Here is a 15,527-nt window from a genome sequence, read left to right as displayed (position 1 = left end):
GGCGAGGGGGCCGGGGCCCGGTAAACGTCGCGAAACGCCTTGCGCGCACGGTGCAGCCGCACCCACACCGCCGGTGCGCCACACCCCAGGACGGCGCCGGCCTCGGCCGCGCTCAGCCCGTCCCAGTAGCTCAGCACCAGCACCTCGCGGTGGTGGGCGGGCAGGCGGTCGAGCGTGTCGAGCACCGCCGAGTCCTGGCCGGTGGCCGCCGTACGGCCCTGCTCCTCGGCGATGCGCCGGTGGAGTTCGCTCAGGCGGGCCTCGGCGCGGTAGTGGTTGCGTACGAGATTGCGGGCGGTGACGAACAGCCAGCCGGCCGCGATCTCGCCCCCGTCCTTGAGGGTGTGCTCCCACGCGATACGGAACACCTCCGCCGCAAGCTCCTCGGCCGCGCCGCGGTCGCCCACCCTCCGGTGCACAAAGGCGACGATGCGCGGGTGCTCGCGCGCGTACACCTCGGTGAACCGCGCCGAGCGCCCGTGCCCGTCCCCCGTTTGAATCGTCTTCACGCCCCCTACATGTCTCGCGCCCCCAGCATCCTTACGCGGGCCGCCCGCTCATCCGCAGAACGCGCCGCAGCCCCACGAACTCGAACTCCCCGAACACCGCCACCGCCACCGCCCCGACGACCATGAACACCCTCCCCAGCCCCGTGAGCTCCACCACGTCCGTGCACGCGAGCACCACCAGCCCCACGCACGACAGCGTGTTGACCACGAGCACGGCTGCCGCCAACCGCGCGGGAATCCGCTCGTACCCGGCGATCAGCGCGAGCACGGCGGCCCCGCCCAGCATGGCGATCCCAAACGCCACCGACCAGCTCACCGGCAGCCCCAGCAGGCCGTCGAACCACTTCGCGCCCGCGAGCATGACGACGCCGAAGGCGCCGGTGGACCAGCTGTCGACGCGCAGGGTGGTGCGCAGCAGTTCCTGCGCCGTGGTCATGGACCGGGTCATGGGCTGGGTGCTCATACGGGTCCCCTCGCTATCCGGGCCAGGGCCCTCGCCCGGCGCCTGGTCTGCGAAAACGGTGACACCGCGCGGTCATGGACTCAATGACCTCCGAGGTCATGGCCGCTCTGATCCATCGGCGGATACGCTCCCGGCCATGGATGCCGATCAGCCGTCCCGCGTGGGTGCCCTGCTCCGGGAGTGGCGCCGGCGCCGCAGGCTCAGCCAGCTCGAACTCGCCCATATCGCGGACACCTCCGCGCGCCATCTCTCCTGTGTGGAAACCGGCCGCGCCCGCCCCAGCCGGACGATGGTGCTGCGCCTGGCCACCGCCCTGGACGTCCCCCTGCGCGAACGCAATACGCTGCTGATGGCCGCCGACTACGCCCCGGCGTACCGGGAGAGCAGCCTCGACGACGAGGACATGGCGTCCGTACGCGCCGCGCTCGACATGATGCTGACCTCCCACGAGCCGTATCCGGCCGTCGTGGTCGACCGGGTGTGGAACGTGCTGACCGGCAACCGCGCCATGTCCGTCCTCATGGACGGCATCCCGCCCCATCTGCTGGACCCGCGCCCCAACGTCTACCGGCTGACCCTGCACCCCGACGGCCTGGCCCCCCGCCTGGCCAACCTCGCCCAGGTCCGGGCCCTCTCCCTCGAACGGCTGCGCCGCCAGGCCGACGCCACCGGCGATACGGAGCTGCGGGCGCTGTACGAGGAGGTACGCGACTACCCGGCCCCCGCGGACGAGGTCATCCCCGACGCGGACCCGTCGGCGGCGCGGCCGAGCCCCATCCAGGTGCCGCTGCGGGTGCGCACGCCGATGGGCGAGCTGGCGATGTTCGGCACCATGGCCACGTTCGGGGCTCCGGCGGACGTCACGCTGTCGGAGCTGGCGATCGAGCTGTTCTATCCGCTCGACGAGTTCACGGCGAAGGCCCTGCGGGCACTGGGGTCCGCGTTCAGCTCGTAAGGCTGTCGAAGTCCCCGGCCTTCGCGGCGGCGGTGAAGGCGGCCCATATCGCGCGGGTCGTAGCGGCGGTGACGCGGGGGTCGTCGCTCTCCCGGAAGTGGACCAGCCCGTCGGGCCCGGCGGCGACCTCGACGCATTCACTTTGCGGGCCAGTGCTGAACGAAGACTTACGCCAAATACGCTCGGACATCGGACTCCTTCTCACAGTTCGTACATCACATGCTGGATCAAGCTCAGAGAGTCGCGGCCGCCGTGGGACTCCGGCGCGGCTTCCGGGTCGACGGGAGCGAGCGCCAGGTCGGTCAGCTTCTCGAACATCTTGGCGTACTCGTCGATGTGCTCTCCATCCCCCAGGAACACCGAGTTGCCCGGGTACTCAAAAAAGACGGTGCGCAACTCGGGCGTCGAGCCCTCGAAGAGTAGGAAGGGGCGGCTGAAGGCCGCGTACGCTCCCCTTTCGAACGGGAAGATCTGCAAGGTCACGTTGGGCAGCCGGGCAAGTTCGATCAGCCTCAGCAACTGCTTGCGCATAATGCTGCCGCCACCCACCTGCACGCGCAGCGCCGCTTCATGGATCACCGCGTGATAGGTGACCGGCGACTCACCGTCAAGGACCCGCTGTCGCGCCATCCGGAAACCCACGTATCGGTCGGCGTAAGCGTGATCCTCGCTGGTGGCCAGAATTACCGAGCGCGCGTAGTCCTCCGTCTGGAACATGCCTGGGATGAACAGCGGCTCGTGCATGAGGATCGCCGTGGACCGGGACTCCAGCTCCGCCAAGTCGAGGACGCTTCGGCCCATGACGTCACGGAACTCGTCCCACCACCCCTTGCCCCGCTCCTGCGCCATCTCCATGAGCCCGTCGAAGAGCGGTCCCTGCGGACACCCGTACTCGCGCAGCAGCTTGTAGAGCCGATTCCGCGACACATCGATCCGACCCGCCTCAATGTTGCTGATACGAGCGCGGTCCGCCTCCAGGATCACGGCGGCCTGGTCACCTGAGAGCCCGGCCCGGTTGCGCAGCTTACGCAGTTCAGCGCCGAGGCGACGCTGACGCTCGCTCGGCTCACTCCTGGGTGCCATGCTCACTCCTCTCTCACGATGTGCGGGCAGTCTGCACAGTGCCCGAGCGGGCGGTCCACCGGTTGCGTCTTCCACCACCCCTGCGGGGGAACTTCCCAAGAAAAGGTTGCGACAGAGGAAAACCGTTCCCTACCGTCGGTATCGACCTTACCGCGCTGCTCAACGCACAAGTGACCACCAAGCAACGCCACTTGACGTGACACCACACGCACCGCACCCCAGGAGGCCAACATGCCGCCTTCCGACTCCCACCTCGTCTCCCTCGTCTTCCCGCCCGAGCCCGTCTGGGTCCGCGCCGCCCGGGAAGCCGTCCGCACCCTCCTCGCCGCCGCCGACCGGCGCGACCTCGCCGACACTGCGCTGCTCCTCACCTCTGAGGCCGTCACCAACTCGGTGAATGCCTGCCTGCGCAGCGGCTGCTCGACACCCGTCACGCTCTTCGCCGAGTGGACCGCTCCCCACGTCCTCCGCGTCCTCGTACAGGACGAAGCCCCCGGCCTCCCCGTCCCCCGCGCACCAGCTTCGGAGGACGAACACGGCCGAGGACTGGCACGTATCGCCGCTTTCACCGCCCAGGCGGGAGAACGCAGGGGGCGGTACTCAGTCCAGCTCGACCACCGGGGTGCGGTCATCCGGAAGAAGCTGGCACAGCGCGCCGCCTACCGGCGCCGTCGCCGCACCTCGAACCTGCGCTACCGCGCCCCGCGCTTCAACAACCGCACCCGCCCCGACGGCTGGCTCGCCCCCTCCCTCCAGCACCGGGTCACCACCACCGTCTCATGGGTGACGCGCCTCTCGCGCTGGGCACCGGTCCGCGCCGTGCACGTGGAACGGGTCGCGTTCGACACCCACGCCATCAGCGCAGGCAGACCACTGGAAGGCGCCGAGTACCAGCACGGCACCCTCCACGGCACCGAGGCCCGCGAATACCTCCTGGCCAAGTTCGGCCGAGCCTGCGCCTACTGCGGCATCACCGAAGTGCCGCTCAACATCGACCACGTCCACCCCCGCAGCCGGGGCGGCAGCGACCGCATCTCCAACCTCGTCACCGCATGCATCCCCTGCAACGAAACCAAATCCAACCGCTCCGTCCAGGAATTCGTGCGCGACAAAACCAAACTCGCCAAAATCCTCGCTCAGGCCAAAGCCCCACTACGGGACGCGGCAGCCGTACAGTCCACCCGATGGGCACTGTGGCGCGCCCTCGACCAGATGCTGCCCACCCACATCGTCTCCGGCGGCCGCACGAAATGGAACCGCACCCGCTGCGGACTCCCGAAGTCCCACACCCTCGACGCCCTCGACGTCGGCAAACTCGACACAGTCACCGAAACCATCACCCCCATACTGGTCGCCGGATGCTCTGGGCGCGGCCAGCACCAGCGCACCAGCCCCGACCGCCACGGCTTCCCCCGCCGCACCAGCCCCCGCGTCAAAGCCGTGCACGGCTATGCCACGGGCGATCTCGTGACCGCTTCCGTCCCCAAAGGCAAGTACACCGGCACCCACACCGGCCGCGTCATGATCCGCACCACCGGCAGGTTCGATATCCGCACTGCTCACGGCCTCGCCGCAGGAATCCGACACACCAACATCCGCCTCCTCCAGCGAGGCGACGGATACACCTACACTCACCAACCAGAACCCACCTGTACATGAATGCGCGTCAGAGTAATCCGAAGATGCGATTCCTCCCAGGCGCAAACGCATGGGGTTCCTCGCAAGATCACGCTGACGTCGGAGTGATCGGAGTTCACCGTGCGTCGATCCCGTCTGCTTACCGCCTGCGCCGCCGCCCTGATCGGCCTCTCCCCCACGACACTCGGCTCTGCCTCAGCGGCACCGTCCCCGGCCGCCACCCCCGAGCGGGTGACCGGGACGGTCAGCCTGTGGTCGGCCGACTACAAGGGCGCCGGAAGTTACGTCGACTGTCCCCGTATGGACCACCCCGTCGACATCACGCTCGTCCTGGACACTCCGCCCCTGGAGAGGCAGTACATCGACCGCTGCAACGACACGATGCGCATCGAGTGGTTCGTCACCTACCGGTACACGGGCCCGACCCAGAATTCCAACTTGACCTCCCCCAGCGGAAACCAGGTCAACGTCCATGTGCGCGGAGTTCTGTACGAAGGCGAATCCGAGCAGGCGATGGAAAAGCAGGGCGAGGTCGACAAGGACTTCTCCGTTGCGCCCGGCCGCCCGCTGCAGCAGACGGTCGAGCTTCTCAACCAGGCGGACGCCAGCCCCAACGACGCGAGAATGACCGACAGGGCCTGGGCCCAGTTCGACCTCAAGGACGACGATCCGCTCTCACAGCCCCAAGGGGAGTCCCCGCTCGCCCCGCTGAAGCTGGACAAGCTGGATGCCTTGGACAAGCTGCCCGGCTTGGGCAAGCTGGCCAATGGGGGTGGGCTGTTGGACAGCTTGGGCGGCTTGGGCGGGAAGCCTCTCTCTATTCCGTAAGCCGGCCCTCGATCCTTTCTCGCAGCTTCACCGCGCGCACGTCGTCGTAGTCGGCCAGGAGCCGTAGGGCGTCGCCCCAATGTCGCCTGGCCGCTACCGCGTCTTCAACGAACAGCGACGTCGCGAGGCCGTCCAGGGCCAGGGCATGGTGCCAGGAATCACCCACTTCCTGCTGGACTGCGGCGGCCCTGCGGAAAAAGTCGGCGGCTTCGGCAGCGCGCTCAAGGCGGTGGTATGTCCTGCCCACGCCGTACCAGGCGAGCGCTTCACGGCTGCGGTCGCCCAAGCGACGGTGAATCGTGGCAGATCGCTGGTAGGAGATCAGAGCCTCGGCACACTGCCCGAGCGCTTGCTGGACATCGCCCAGATAGAGCAGCCAATACCCCTCCATCACGCGGTCGCGCAGTTCCAAGGCCATATCCAGGGCTTCGTGCGCGGTCCGGGCGGCTTCGGCCAATTCGCCGCGTTCCAGGTGGATCGCACTGCGCACGCGGAGGACATTGCCCACGCTGCCCTTGTTCGCCATCCGCTCATGCACCACAAGGGCTTGTTCAAGATTGCTTACCGCTTCGGTCAAGCGTCCGGCCTCAAAGTGCACTGTGCCGAGATTGGCGCGGGTGACCGCTTCCCAGTGCACAGCGTCGAGTTCGTGGAAGACGGCCAAGGCTCGTACGAAATGCTCTTCCGCGTCGCGTAACCGTCGCGTACGGAGGGCGAGCAGTCCCAGAGCGTTCAGCGCGGATGCCTCGCCCCGGGGGTCGGACAGCTCCCGTCGGATTGTCAGTGCCTCGCGATGCGCGTTCAGGGCCTTTGGAAGGTCGTTGAGCCGCCGGTAGGCGAATCCAAGGCTCTCCAGAATCTTGGCTTCGCCGACCCGGTCGCCAAGACGACGTACCGCCCTCAGGCCGATCTCTCCCGTGTCGAGCCAGTCGGTGACGGCGGCCGAAGGCGCCTGGGCGCTCCAGAACACCGCGGACAGCTGCCACGCGTAGCGATCGAGTCCGGCCTTCTCAGCAGTTCGCACCGCGGCGATGAGATTCGACTGCTCCCGCTCGGACCAGTCGACGGCCTGGTCGTAGTCGGAGAAGGACAGGGGAGCGGCCCTCTCGTCCGCCGGGTCCAGCGAGAGGTGTTCGCGGGCGGGGGTGATCCAGCTCTGCGCGGCATCGGCCGTGTGCAGATACCAGTCGAGTACGCGCCGCAAGGCAGCGGCGCGGCCGTCGGCCGTCTCGTCCAGGCGGCTCTGCTCGGTCGCATAGGCTCGCAGAAGATCGTGGAACTCGAACCGGTCAGGTGCGGTCTGCTCCAACAGATGTGCCCCGACCAGCACATCCAGCAGCTGCCGCGCCTGCCGCACGCTGATACCGGCGAGAGCGGAGACGGCTCCGAGACCGAACCCTGGCCCCGGGTGCAGACCGAGCAGCCTGAAGAGGCGGGCCGCATCCGGGGACAGCGCCCGGTACGACCAGGCGAACACCGAGCGCACCGCATCGGCGTCCTGCTCGTCCCCCGTGCTCAGAGCCGCCCACAGCGCGGACTCGTCACGTAGGTCGGCGATCAGTTCGTCCAACTGCATATGGGGATGGCTCGCGGCGCGCTCCGCCGCGATGCGCAAGGCCAGGGGCAGTCGCGCACAGAGTCGGGCGAGCTCGGTCAGCTTCTCCGCATCGTCCTCAGGACGATAGCCGGAGGTCACGGCGCGCAGCAGGGACACCGCCTCCGGCTCGGGAAGGGTCCCGAGGGTGATGCGGTGCGCCCCATCGCGTACGGCGAGCCCGGACAGCCGGCCCCGGCTGGTGACGACCACCAGGCAACCGGCGTGACCGGGCAGCAGCGGCCGCACCTGGGCCACGGTGGCGGCGTTGTCCAGGACGATCAGCATCCTGCGGTCGGCTGACAAGGAGCGGAACAGTGCCGCAGCGGCCTCGGTGTCCGTCGGCACCGCGCCCGGCTCGACGCCGAGTCCCGTCAGGAACCGGTGCAGTGCTTCCTGCGCGGTGACCGGCTCGCCCGGGTCATAGCCCCGCAGGTTGACGTAGAGCTGACCGTCGGGGAAATCGGCCTTCACCTGGTGGGCCCAGCGCAGAGCCAGAGATGTCTTCCCCGCTCCCGCGGTACCGGCGATCACGCATATGGCGACCACGACGGAGTCGCCCTCGCCACCGGCCAAGATCGCGTCGAGGCGGTGCAACTCCTCCGTACGGTTGACGAAACCCCTGGCATCACCGGGCAGCTGCCGCGGAACGACCCGGGCGGGGTCGTCCGCCGCCCGGGTGCTGTGGAAGTGCACTCCCCCGGAGATGGCTCCCGCTTGTACGACATCGCGAGAGAATCCCGACAGGTCGTTGTCCGTGTCTCCCCGACGCCTCCCATCCGCGTCGTCGTCCCTGGTGATCGCTTACACCGCTTTCGGCTGCGGCGGCTGTGGCGGCGAAAGGTGCGCCACGCGGCGTTCGAAGTAGGGCAGCAGATCTTCCCCGGCCTCGTACAGCTCCTTGATGAAGCTCTCCCAGCGCCTGGTCAGCTCGGCGTCCGTGAAGCGGATCGCTCCGTCCAGGAAGCCGGCTTCCGTATAGACGACCTGGTACAGGACCTGGCTGCCGACCACCACGACTTCGGGCAGCGGGCCGGTGATCTCCAGCGAGCTCAGGGCAGCGGGCGTGACGACCCGAATCTCCTTGCCGGCCTCCGACTGCACCCGCAGCGCATGCAGTTCCCACTGCATATAAGGCGTCAGCGGCTCCTCCACCACGCGAACGCGGTGAAAAGCGGTGCCGCGCTCCCGGTCGCGCTGGGCCGTCTTGAGGTGCGCTTCCCGCTCCTCGCCGAGAAGCCGCAGGGCTTCCTCCCAATGGCCTCGGCAGAACGCTTCCCAGCTATTGTCCAGTTCCTCGAACTCCTGCTGCCGCTCGAACTTCCAGGACTGCCGGTCGCGGAGCTCCGCTCGACGCTGCCGGAATTCGCTTTGATAGGCGTCAAGGAGCAGCCGTTCTCCTTGGCCGACGGGGAGTTCGAGGGCGCTCCGGTCAGGCATCGGCGATGTCCGGCTTCGCGGAGCGGAGCATGTTTCCCGGAATGACCACCAGGCGCTCATCCGAGGCGATGGTGACATCCGCGGGCAGACGTGCGGCGTAGGCGTCGGTGAGATCGCGTCCGACAATGGCGATGTCACCGTTGCCGAGCTCCCAGATGTCCGGGCAGCCGTCCTCGTCCTTGGTCGTGCCCAGCTCCTTGGCCGACTTGCCAAGTCGCCGCACGAATAACGCGGACGGATCGGCTTCCCAGGGACGGGCCATGTCGTCTCCCCCTATGCGCTCAACTCAATAGCTACCGAGCGTATGTAGAGCGGCTACGTACCGCAATAAACGCGTCGGCCAACGTGGCTAAGGAGCGCTCACTCGGTCTACGACAGCGCCGCCACCCACGCGGGCAGCGGCTCCCGCCGTCCCAGCCAGGCGGCCGGGACGGCCGATACGCCCGTGCCCGCTCCTACGACGCCGCCCACGATCGCGCAGGTGGTGTCGACGTCGCCAAGTCCCTCCGCCGTGGCCCACAGGGCGGCGATCAAGTCGTCCTGGTGGCGGGCGGCGCACCAGAGGGCGAAGGGGACGGTGTCGTCGGCCCGGATGCGGCGGCCGCTTCCGAGCAGGTCGGCGGCCTGGCGCGGGGTGGTGGTGGGCGGCAGGGCGATGGCGTGGATCAGGCCGTCGCGGACCGGGCCCGGAGGGGTGCGGTCGGCGACCCGGGCGAGGAGGTCCGGGGCTGGTTCCGGGGCCGAGGCGCTGCCGTCCAGGGCCGGTTCAGGGGTCTGGACGCGGCCGGCTGTGAGGGACGCCGCCACCGCGACCGCGACCGCGCCGGCGATGCCCTGAGGGTGGGCGTGGGTGACCTCGGCCGAGCGGCGGGCCTGTTCGGCGGCGTGGTCCGGGTCCGCGCTGAACCACGCGCCCAGCGGTGCGACCCGCATCGCCGCGCCGTTGCCGAGGCTGCCCTCGCCGCCGAACAGGGCGCGGGTGGCGGACGGCCAGGAGGTGGGGGCGGCGGCGAGTGACGGCAGGAGTTCATGCATGCCGCTGCCGTAGCCGCGCCCGGGGTCGGACAGGAAGGTGTCGGCCAGGGTTTGGGCAAGCCGGGGCTGGTCGACCTTCCCGTGGTCGTTCAGCACGCTCAGTACGCCGAGCGCCATCGCCGTATCGTCCGTCCACGGCCACGGCGACTCCTCCGGGACCGCCCGCGCCCTGATCTCGTCGTACGCCCGCCGCCGGTCGCGGAAGAGCGGGAACCAGCGTTCGCCGAAGGCGTCGCCGAGGGCAAGGGCCTCGATGCTGCGGCGGGCGGCCGACGGGTTCGGAGTTGGGGTCGCGGTCATGGTGCGCATCGTGCCAGTGGGGGGATGTTCGCCGCACCGCGGTTTTTCGGTGCGCCGCGGTGTTCGTCCCTTACGCGCGTCCGCGGATGAAGTGGGCCTCGACCGTGATCGCGGTCTGGCCCTTCATCATGCCGAGCTTGTTCCAGGTGAGCCCGAAGTCGGCCGGGTCGACGGACAGTTCGGCGGTCAGGGTGACCCCGTCCGCGGTGGCGCCCGGTGCGGTGGCGGTGAAGGCCAGCGGGCGGGTGGTGCCGCGGACCGTCAGTTCGCCGGCGATCTCCACGGCGCCCCGGGGGTCGGGTGTGGCGCGGTGGGCGGTGAAGACGAGGGCGGCGTGGCGGTCGGTGTCGAAGAAGTCCGCGCTGCGCAGATGGGCGTCGCGCTTGGCGTGGCCTGTGTCCACGGAGGCCGCGTCGATGGTCAGGGTGCCGCTCGCGGAGCCGTCGGGCAGGACCTCGCCCTCGCCGTCGACGCTGGTGAAGCCGCCCTTCACCGTGACCATTCCCCACATGGTCTTGTGCTGGAGGCGGACCCGCGTCCGTGCGGGGTCGAGGACCCAGGCGCCGGCCTGGACGGCGGGGAGGGGCGTGGTGGCAGCGGGTTCGGGCATGGCGGAAGGCCTTTCGTACGGGCAGGTCGGGCGAACCATTTAAGTAGCTCGATATTAAGTAGCTAGTTAGACAGTAGCTGGCATTGATACCCTGGGCAAGACCGGTCGACAGCGCGAGAGGGGTGCGAGACATGGCGGAATGCCCGGAGACGGCCCACGTGGGCGAAGGGGACGGCTCCCGATGTCCCACTTCGGAGGATCACGCGCTGCTCGAGCAGTGGGACGTCCTGCAGTCGGGGATGCGGCGGCTCACCGATCAGCTCCTGGACGACGTCGAGACGAAGACCGGCCTGGCACCCTCGTCGTTCCAGGTGCTGTGGTTCCTGCTCACCGCCCCTGAGAACGCCGCGCCGATGAACCAGCTCGCGGCCACCCTCGGCTTCACCACGGCCGGCACCACCAAGGTCGCCGACCGGCTGGCCGAGGCCGGGCTGCTCGAGCGCCACCCCTCGCCGTGCGACCGCCGGGTCATCCTCGCCCGGCTGACCGAGCCGGGCCTCACCGCCGCCGTCACCGCCGCCCTCACCCTGGCCGATGCCCTGCGCAAGCGCGTCGTCGGGCCGCTGGGCGCGCAGAGCTTCGGCTCGCTCGTGACCGGGGTCGGCGCGGTCGACCCCGCCCCGAGACCCCGGGACAGCTGCGGCTGAGGCCCCAGGCCGTCACCCACCGCCCCGCAGCCCCGTAGGCCGTCCGCCGTCAGTCGTCCGCCGCGCCCTCGGCGATCGCCGCCGCCACCTCCCCCGTACGCGCCGCCTCCTCCGCCCTGAAGCGCCGCGCGTCGAGCCGGTCGGCCAGCTCCTCGTCCTGCGCCATCAGCTGGTCGAGGTCTCCGTCGCCCAGCTCCAGCACGCCCAGGTCGACATACGCGCGCCGCAGCCGCGCGCCCCACAGCCCGATGTCCTTCACACACGGCACGATCCGGCTGAACAGCAGCTTGCGGAAGATCTGGAGCTGCGGCGCGCGTTCGGTGTACTCGTGGGCCTCGGCGCTGGAGATGCCGAGGTTCTCCAGGACCTCGACCCCGCGCAGCCGGTCGCGCATCAAGTAGCAGCCCTCGATGACGAATTCCTCGCGCTCGCGCAGCTCCGCATCCGTGAGCTGCCGGTAATAGTCTCGCAGCGCCATCCGCCCGAAGGCGACATGGCGGGCCTCGTCCTGCATGACGTAGGTGAGGATCTGGCGGGGCAGCGGCTTGTCCGTGGTGTCGCGGATGAGCCCGAACGCGGCCAGCGCCAGGCCCTCGATGAGCACCTGCATGCCCAGGTACGGCATGTCCCAGCGGGAGTCGCGGAGGGTGTCGCCGAGCAGCGCGGCCAGGTTGTCGTTGATCGGGTAGAGGGTGCCGAGCTTGTCGCGCAGAAACCGGCTGTAGATCTCGGCGTGCCGCGCCTCGTCCATGGTCTGGGTGGCGGAGTAGAACTTGGCGTCCAGGTCGGGGACCGACTCCACGATCCGCGCCGCGCACACCATGGCGCCCTGTTCACCGTGCAGGAACTGGCTGAACTGCCAGGCGGCGAAGTGATGCCGCAGCTCGCCCTTGTCCCGCTCGGTCATCTTGCCCCAGTGCCGGGTGCCGTGGAGGGGCAGGGCGTCGTCGGGGGTGCCCAGCGGATCGTACGGGTCCACCTCTTGGTCCCAGTCGATCCGCTTCACGGCGTCCCACTGCTTGTCCTTGCCCTTCTGGTAGAGGGCGAGCAGCCGTTCGCGGCCTTGGCCGTAGTCCCAGCTGAAGCGGGCCGCCCCGGTGGCGGGCACCTGCCACTTCGGATCCCCGGGGTCCATCGCGTAGAGCTCCTGCGTCGGCATTCGACGCCTCCTTCGCCTTGCTCGCTCCCCCGTCAACGGATGGGAAAACGCGGGCTCACACGTCTAGTACAGCCGAGCCATATGCCACTCGAGAATCGGTCGAGCGTATCGGCGGCCCGCTCTCCGGGCGGGCTTGACGCGGCCGTACGCAGGGGATTGACGCGCTTGCTGACACAGCGTCTCATAAGACGTATCCGCCGGTAACCCTCCCGGCGGCCCCGCCACGACCGAGGTGCGCCGAGGTGCCAAGCATGACGACCACGATCCGACCCACCGCGCCACGCGATGCGCTCGGGCTGCTCAAGGACCGCGAGGCGGTGGCCGAACGGCTGCTGAAGTCCTCCGCCCGGCACTCCTTCGACCCGGACGCCGAGCTCGACTGGGACGCGCCGTACGAGGAGGGCATGTGGTTCTGGCCGCCGGAGCTGCTGTCCCTGTACGCCACGCCGATGTGGCGGCGGATGTCCGAGGAGCAGCGCGTCCTGCTGTCCCGGCATGAGTTCGCGGCGCTGCTCTCGCTCGGCATATGGCTCGAGGTCATCCTGATCCAGCTGCTCACCCGCCATATTTACGACAAGCCCTCGACCAGCGCGCATGTGCGCTACGCGCTCACCGAAATCGCCGACGAGTGCCGTCACTCGAAGATGTTCGCCCGGCTGATCGCCAAGGGCGGCACCCCCGCCTATCCGCCCGCCCCGCTGCACCACAACCTCGGCCGCTTCTTCAAGACGGCCTCCACGACCCCCGGCTCCTTCACCGCGACCCTGCTCGGCGAGGAGATCCTGGACTGGATGCAGCGGCTGACCTTCCCCGACGAACGGATCCAGCCGCTGGTGCGCGGTGCGACGCGGATCCATGTGGTGGAGGAGGCGCGCCATGTGCGGTACGCGCGGGAGGAGTTGCGCCGTCAGATGGTGTCGGCGTCCTCGTGGAAGGCGGAGGTGACCCGGCTCGGCTCGGGCGAGTTCGCCCGGGTGTTCGCGCGTGCCTTCGTCAACCCCCAGGTGTACGCGGACGTCGGACTCGACCGGCGCGCGGCGGTCGAGCAGGCGCGGGCGAGCGCCCATCGGCGCGAGGTGATGCGTACGGGCGCGAAGCGGCTGACGGACTTCCTCGACGACATCGGCGTGCTGCGGGGCGCGGGGCGCGGGTTGTGGCAGAGCTCGGGCCTGCTGGCGTAATCGCACGCAGGGGCGGTTACGCTGCCAGGCATGACCTCAGGCAGCGGCACCGCCCCGGCGCAGCCGGCGGCGACAACGACCCGTGCCGCGGCGTCGCCCGCGACACCCGCCACGCCGGCACCCGCCACGCCGGCGGCCACCGCGCCGGCTTCCGACACGCCGGCGGCCGACCCCGCGGCCGCGGCGCGCCGCGCCACGCGCCCCGCGCGCCGGGGCGCGTATCGCAGGCTCGGTGTGGAGGAGCGGCGGGCCCAGCTGATCGCCGCCGCGCTCGGGTTGTTCGCCCATCGCGCGCCCGAGGAGGTCTCGCTGGACGACGTGGCCACCGCCGCCGGGGCCTCCCGGCCGCTGGTCTACCGCTACTTCCCCGGCGGTAAGCAGCAGTTGTACGAGGCGGCGCTGCGCAGCGCCGCCGATGAGCTGGAACTGTGCTTCGCCGAGCCCCGGAGCGGCCCGCTCACCGTACGTCTTGGCCGGGGGCTCGACCGCTATCTCGCCTTTGTGGACGAGCGCGACGCGGGGTTCAGCGCGCTGCTGCAGGGCGGCAGTGTCGCCGACACCTCGCGGACCAACGCGATCGTCGACGAGGTGCGGCGCGCCGCGGCCGATCAGATCCTGCTCCATCTGGAGGTGGCGGAACCGAGCCCGCGGCTGCGGATGATGGTGCGCACCTGGATCACCGCGGTCGAGGCCGCCTCGCTGATGTGGCTGGACGAGGGCAAGCAGCCGCCGATGGCGCAGCTGCGGGACTGGCTCGTGGACCATTTCGTCGCGCTGATGGCCGCCACGAGCGCGAGCGATCCGCAGACGGCGCGGGTGCTGCGCGCGGCGCTCGCGCTGGAGACTGCGGAGGGGCAGGCCGGGGCGCTGGCCCGGCGTGTGATGCCGGTGCTCGGCGACGCCTCCCACCTGCTGTAAGACTGGGTCTCCCACCTGCTGTGCGGCGACGCCTCCCACGTGCTGTGAGACTGGGCCGGTGAGAAGCGAGGAGACGCCCTTCGTGGGCGGGCCGCTGGACGGCCGGGTGCTGCCGGTGCTGGTCGGGCTGACCGGGCAGCCGCCGAAGACGTACGAGGTGCCGGTGCCGGACGAGGGCGGCGGCCCGCCGACGGTGTACGTCTACCGCCGGGTGCCGGCCGCCACATCGCGGCGGCTGGGGCTGGTGCGCGGGTGGCGGTACGAGTACGACCCGGCGGGCAAAGCGCAGGGCGGGCTGAAATGGCCCTGGTCAAAGCCCGGCTGACGGTACGCCAACAGCTACGGCCGCGCTGCCCGGCACCACCACCGCTCGCACAGACATACGACGGAACGGGCGGGCGGATCGACCGCCGGACGGGTGACCGTATTGGCCCGACTCGCGGATAATTCTCCTGAATATACGACTGGCCATGTCACGATCGCCCCGAGGTCGACTCGTCGAGCCCGGAGGTGAACCCGTGTCAGGACGCATTGTGCGATCTGTCTGCGCGGCGGCGCTGACCGCGGCCACCGCGCTGGCCGCGCCCGTCCCGTCGGCGCCGGCCGCCGCCGCGCCCGCTCCCGTGCCCGCGCCCGCGCCCGCCGAGCAGTCGGTCGCCGAGCTGCTGACGCAGCTCAAGACGCTGTACCGCAAGGCCGAGGAGGCGAGCGAGGCGTACAACGCCACCGAGGAGAAGCTGCGCAAGCAGCGCGCCAAGACCCGGGCGCTGACCGCCGCCCTCGTCCGCACCCGGGCCCACCTCGCCATCAGCCGCGACGAGGCGGGGCAACTGGCCCGCGAGCAGTACCAGGGCCGCACCCAGCTGTCCTCGTACCACCTCCTGATGGCGCTGCTGTCCCCGAGCCCGGACCAGGTCACCGAGCAGACGCGTGAGCTCGGCCGGGCCGCCGACCGCCAGGCGATCCTCGTCGAGCGGCTGACCAGAGGGGAGGCACATGCGGAAGATCTCGCCAAGCGGGGCCGGGCCGCGCTGAAGAAACAGCTGTCCCTCACGACCAAGCGGAAGAAACAGCGGGACAGGGTCGAAAAACGCCTCACCACCATCGAGCGGACCCTGGCCTCACTGACCCTCCGCCAGCTGCGCGAGCTGGCGGAGCGGGAGTACG

The 15,527-nt window shown here is 69.9% G+C and carries 18 protein-coding genes; 8 read left to right on the top strand and 10 right to left on the bottom strand.

Translation table 11 applies throughout. From position 1 onward, the window contains the following. Together CCN51_RS05085 and CCN51_RS05080 are read right to left on the bottom strand one after the other, a co-directional pair. A partial coding sequence (locus CCN51_RS05085; RefSeq protein WP_086859308.1) for an RNA polymerase sigma factor occupies positions 1-509 on the bottom strand: 509 nt, incomplete at its 3' end. A 31-nt stretch (positions 510-540) separates the two neighbouring features. After that, positions 541-972 carry a hypothetical protein gene (locus CCN51_RS05080; RefSeq protein ID WP_055413933.1) on the bottom strand — a complete coding sequence of 144 codons (432 nt, stop codon included), beginning with the start codon at positions 970-972 and terminating at the stop codon, positions 541-543. 136 nt (positions 973-1,108) lie between these two features. Between CCN51_RS05080 and CCN51_RS05075 the strand changes: the two genes are divergently transcribed. Continuing rightward, a complete protein-coding gene (locus tag CCN51_RS05075; RefSeq protein ID WP_014176444.1) occupies positions 1,109-1,927 on the top strand; it encodes a helix-turn-helix transcriptional regulator in 819 nt (272 codons plus the stop codon). Here CCN51_RS05075 and CCN51_RS05070 read toward each other — a convergent pair. Together CCN51_RS05070 and CCN51_RS05065 are read right to left on the bottom strand one after the other, a co-directional pair. Beyond that, positions 1,917-2,117 (bottom strand): DUF397 domain-containing protein, encoded by a 201-nt coding sequence (locus CCN51_RS05070; RefSeq protein ID WP_014176445.1) that lies wholly within the window; start codon positions 2,115-2,117, stop codon positions 1,917-1,919. The two genes, CCN51_RS05075 and CCN51_RS05070, sit on opposite strands and share 11 nt — an antisense overlap. Before the next feature lie 11 nt (positions 2,118-2,128). Further along, positions 2,129-3,010 carry a helix-turn-helix domain-containing protein gene (locus tag CCN51_RS05065; RefSeq protein ID WP_014176446.1) on the bottom strand — a complete coding sequence of 294 codons (882 nt, stop codon included), beginning with the start codon at positions 3,008-3,010 and terminating at the stop codon, positions 2,129-2,131. 231 nt (positions 3,011-3,241) lie between these two features. Here CCN51_RS05065 and iscB point away from each other — a divergent pair, with 231 nt between their 5' ends. Then, entirely contained in the window at positions 3,242-4,669 is a 1,428-nt protein-coding gene (iscB, locus tag CCN51_RS05060) for an RNA-guided endonuclease IscB (RefSeq protein ID WP_086859306.1), read from the top strand. 99 nt (positions 4,670-4,768) lie between these two features. After that, a complete protein-coding gene (locus CCN51_RS05055) occupies positions 4,769-5,476 on the top strand; it encodes a hypothetical protein (protein ID WP_014176448.1) in 708 nt (235 codons plus the stop codon). Here the strand turns inward: CCN51_RS05055 and CCN51_RS05050 are convergent. The 5 genes from CCN51_RS05050 to CCN51_RS05030 form a co-directional block, all read right to left on the bottom strand. Beyond that, on the bottom strand, positions 5,466-7,766 hold the full coding sequence (locus tag CCN51_RS05050; RefSeq protein WP_014176449.1) for an ATP-binding protein: 2,301 nt from the start codon (positions 7,764-7,766) through the stop codon (positions 5,466-5,468). The two genes, CCN51_RS05055 and CCN51_RS05050, sit on opposite strands and share 11 nt — an antisense overlap. Positions 7,767-7,874: 108 nt before the next feature. Further along, entirely contained in the window at positions 7,875-8,510 is a 636-nt protein-coding gene (locus CCN51_RS05045) for a DUF6879 family protein (protein ID WP_014176450.1), read from the bottom strand. Then, positions 8,503-8,772, bottom strand: coding sequence for a hypothetical protein (locus CCN51_RS05040; RefSeq protein ID WP_014176451.1), 270 nt, complete (start codon positions 8,770-8,772; stop codon positions 8,503-8,505). The genes CCN51_RS05045 and CCN51_RS05040 overlap by 8 nt, the downstream gene beginning before the upstream one ends. Positions 8,773-8,879: 107 nt before the next feature. Continuing rightward, positions 8,880-9,854 carry an ADP-ribosylglycohydrolase family protein gene (locus CCN51_RS05035; RefSeq protein ID WP_014176452.1) on the bottom strand — a complete coding sequence of 325 codons (975 nt, stop codon included), beginning with the start codon at positions 9,852-9,854 and terminating at the stop codon, positions 8,880-8,882. A gap of 61 nt (positions 9,855-9,915) precedes the next feature. Further along, positions 9,916-10,455 carry a YceI family protein gene (locus CCN51_RS05030; protein WP_014176453.1) on the bottom strand — a complete coding sequence of 180 codons (540 nt, stop codon included), beginning with the start codon at positions 10,453-10,455 and terminating at the stop codon, positions 9,916-9,918. A 131-nt stretch (positions 10,456-10,586) separates the two neighbouring features. Here CCN51_RS05030 and CCN51_RS05025 point away from each other — a divergent pair, with 131 nt between their 5' ends. After that, positions 10,587-11,102: a MarR family winged helix-turn-helix transcriptional regulator gene (locus tag CCN51_RS05025; protein WP_014176454.1), complete on the top strand. Its 516-nt coding sequence runs from the start codon at positions 10,587-10,589 to the stop codon at positions 11,100-11,102. A 49-nt stretch (positions 11,103-11,151) separates the two neighbouring features. Here the strand turns inward: CCN51_RS05025 and CCN51_RS05020 are convergent, their stop codons facing one another. Further along, positions 11,152-12,261, bottom strand: coding sequence for a ferritin-like domain-containing protein (locus CCN51_RS05020; RefSeq protein ID WP_014176455.1), 1,110 nt, complete (start codon positions 12,259-12,261; stop codon positions 11,152-11,154). A 251-nt stretch (positions 12,262-12,512) separates the two neighbouring features. On the opposite strand from CCN51_RS05020, the gene CCN51_RS05015 reads away from it, so the two are divergent. The 4 genes from CCN51_RS05015 to CCN51_RS05000 form a co-directional block, all read left to right on the top strand. Beyond that, positions 12,513-13,442 carry an AurF N-oxygenase family protein gene (locus tag CCN51_RS05015; RefSeq protein ID WP_014176456.1) on the top strand — a complete coding sequence of 310 codons (930 nt, stop codon included), beginning with the start codon at positions 12,513-12,515 and terminating at the stop codon, positions 13,440-13,442. A gap of 30 nt (positions 13,443-13,472) precedes the next feature. Next, positions 13,473-14,360 (top strand): TetR/AcrR family transcriptional regulator, encoded by an 888-nt coding sequence (locus CCN51_RS05010; RefSeq protein WP_014176457.1) that lies wholly within the window; start codon positions 13,473-13,475, stop codon positions 14,358-14,360. Positions 14,361-14,418: 58 nt separating this feature from the next. Further along, entirely contained in the window at positions 14,419-14,685 is a 267-nt protein-coding gene (locus CCN51_RS05005) for a hypothetical protein (protein ID WP_043486791.1), read from the top strand. Positions 14,686-14,893: 208 nt separating this feature from the next. Next, a partial coding sequence (locus tag CCN51_RS05000; RefSeq protein WP_425444746.1) for a coiled-coil domain-containing protein occupies positions 14,894-15,527 on the top strand: 634 nt, incomplete at its 3' end.

The sequence above is a fragment of the Streptomyces milbemycinicus genome, assembly GCF_002154605.1.
GTDB classification, from domain to species: Bacteria; Actinomycetota; Actinomycetes; order Streptomycetales; family Streptomycetaceae; genus Streptomyces; species Streptomyces milbemycinicus.
This window is presented reverse-complemented; position numbering and strand designations above follow the sequence as displayed.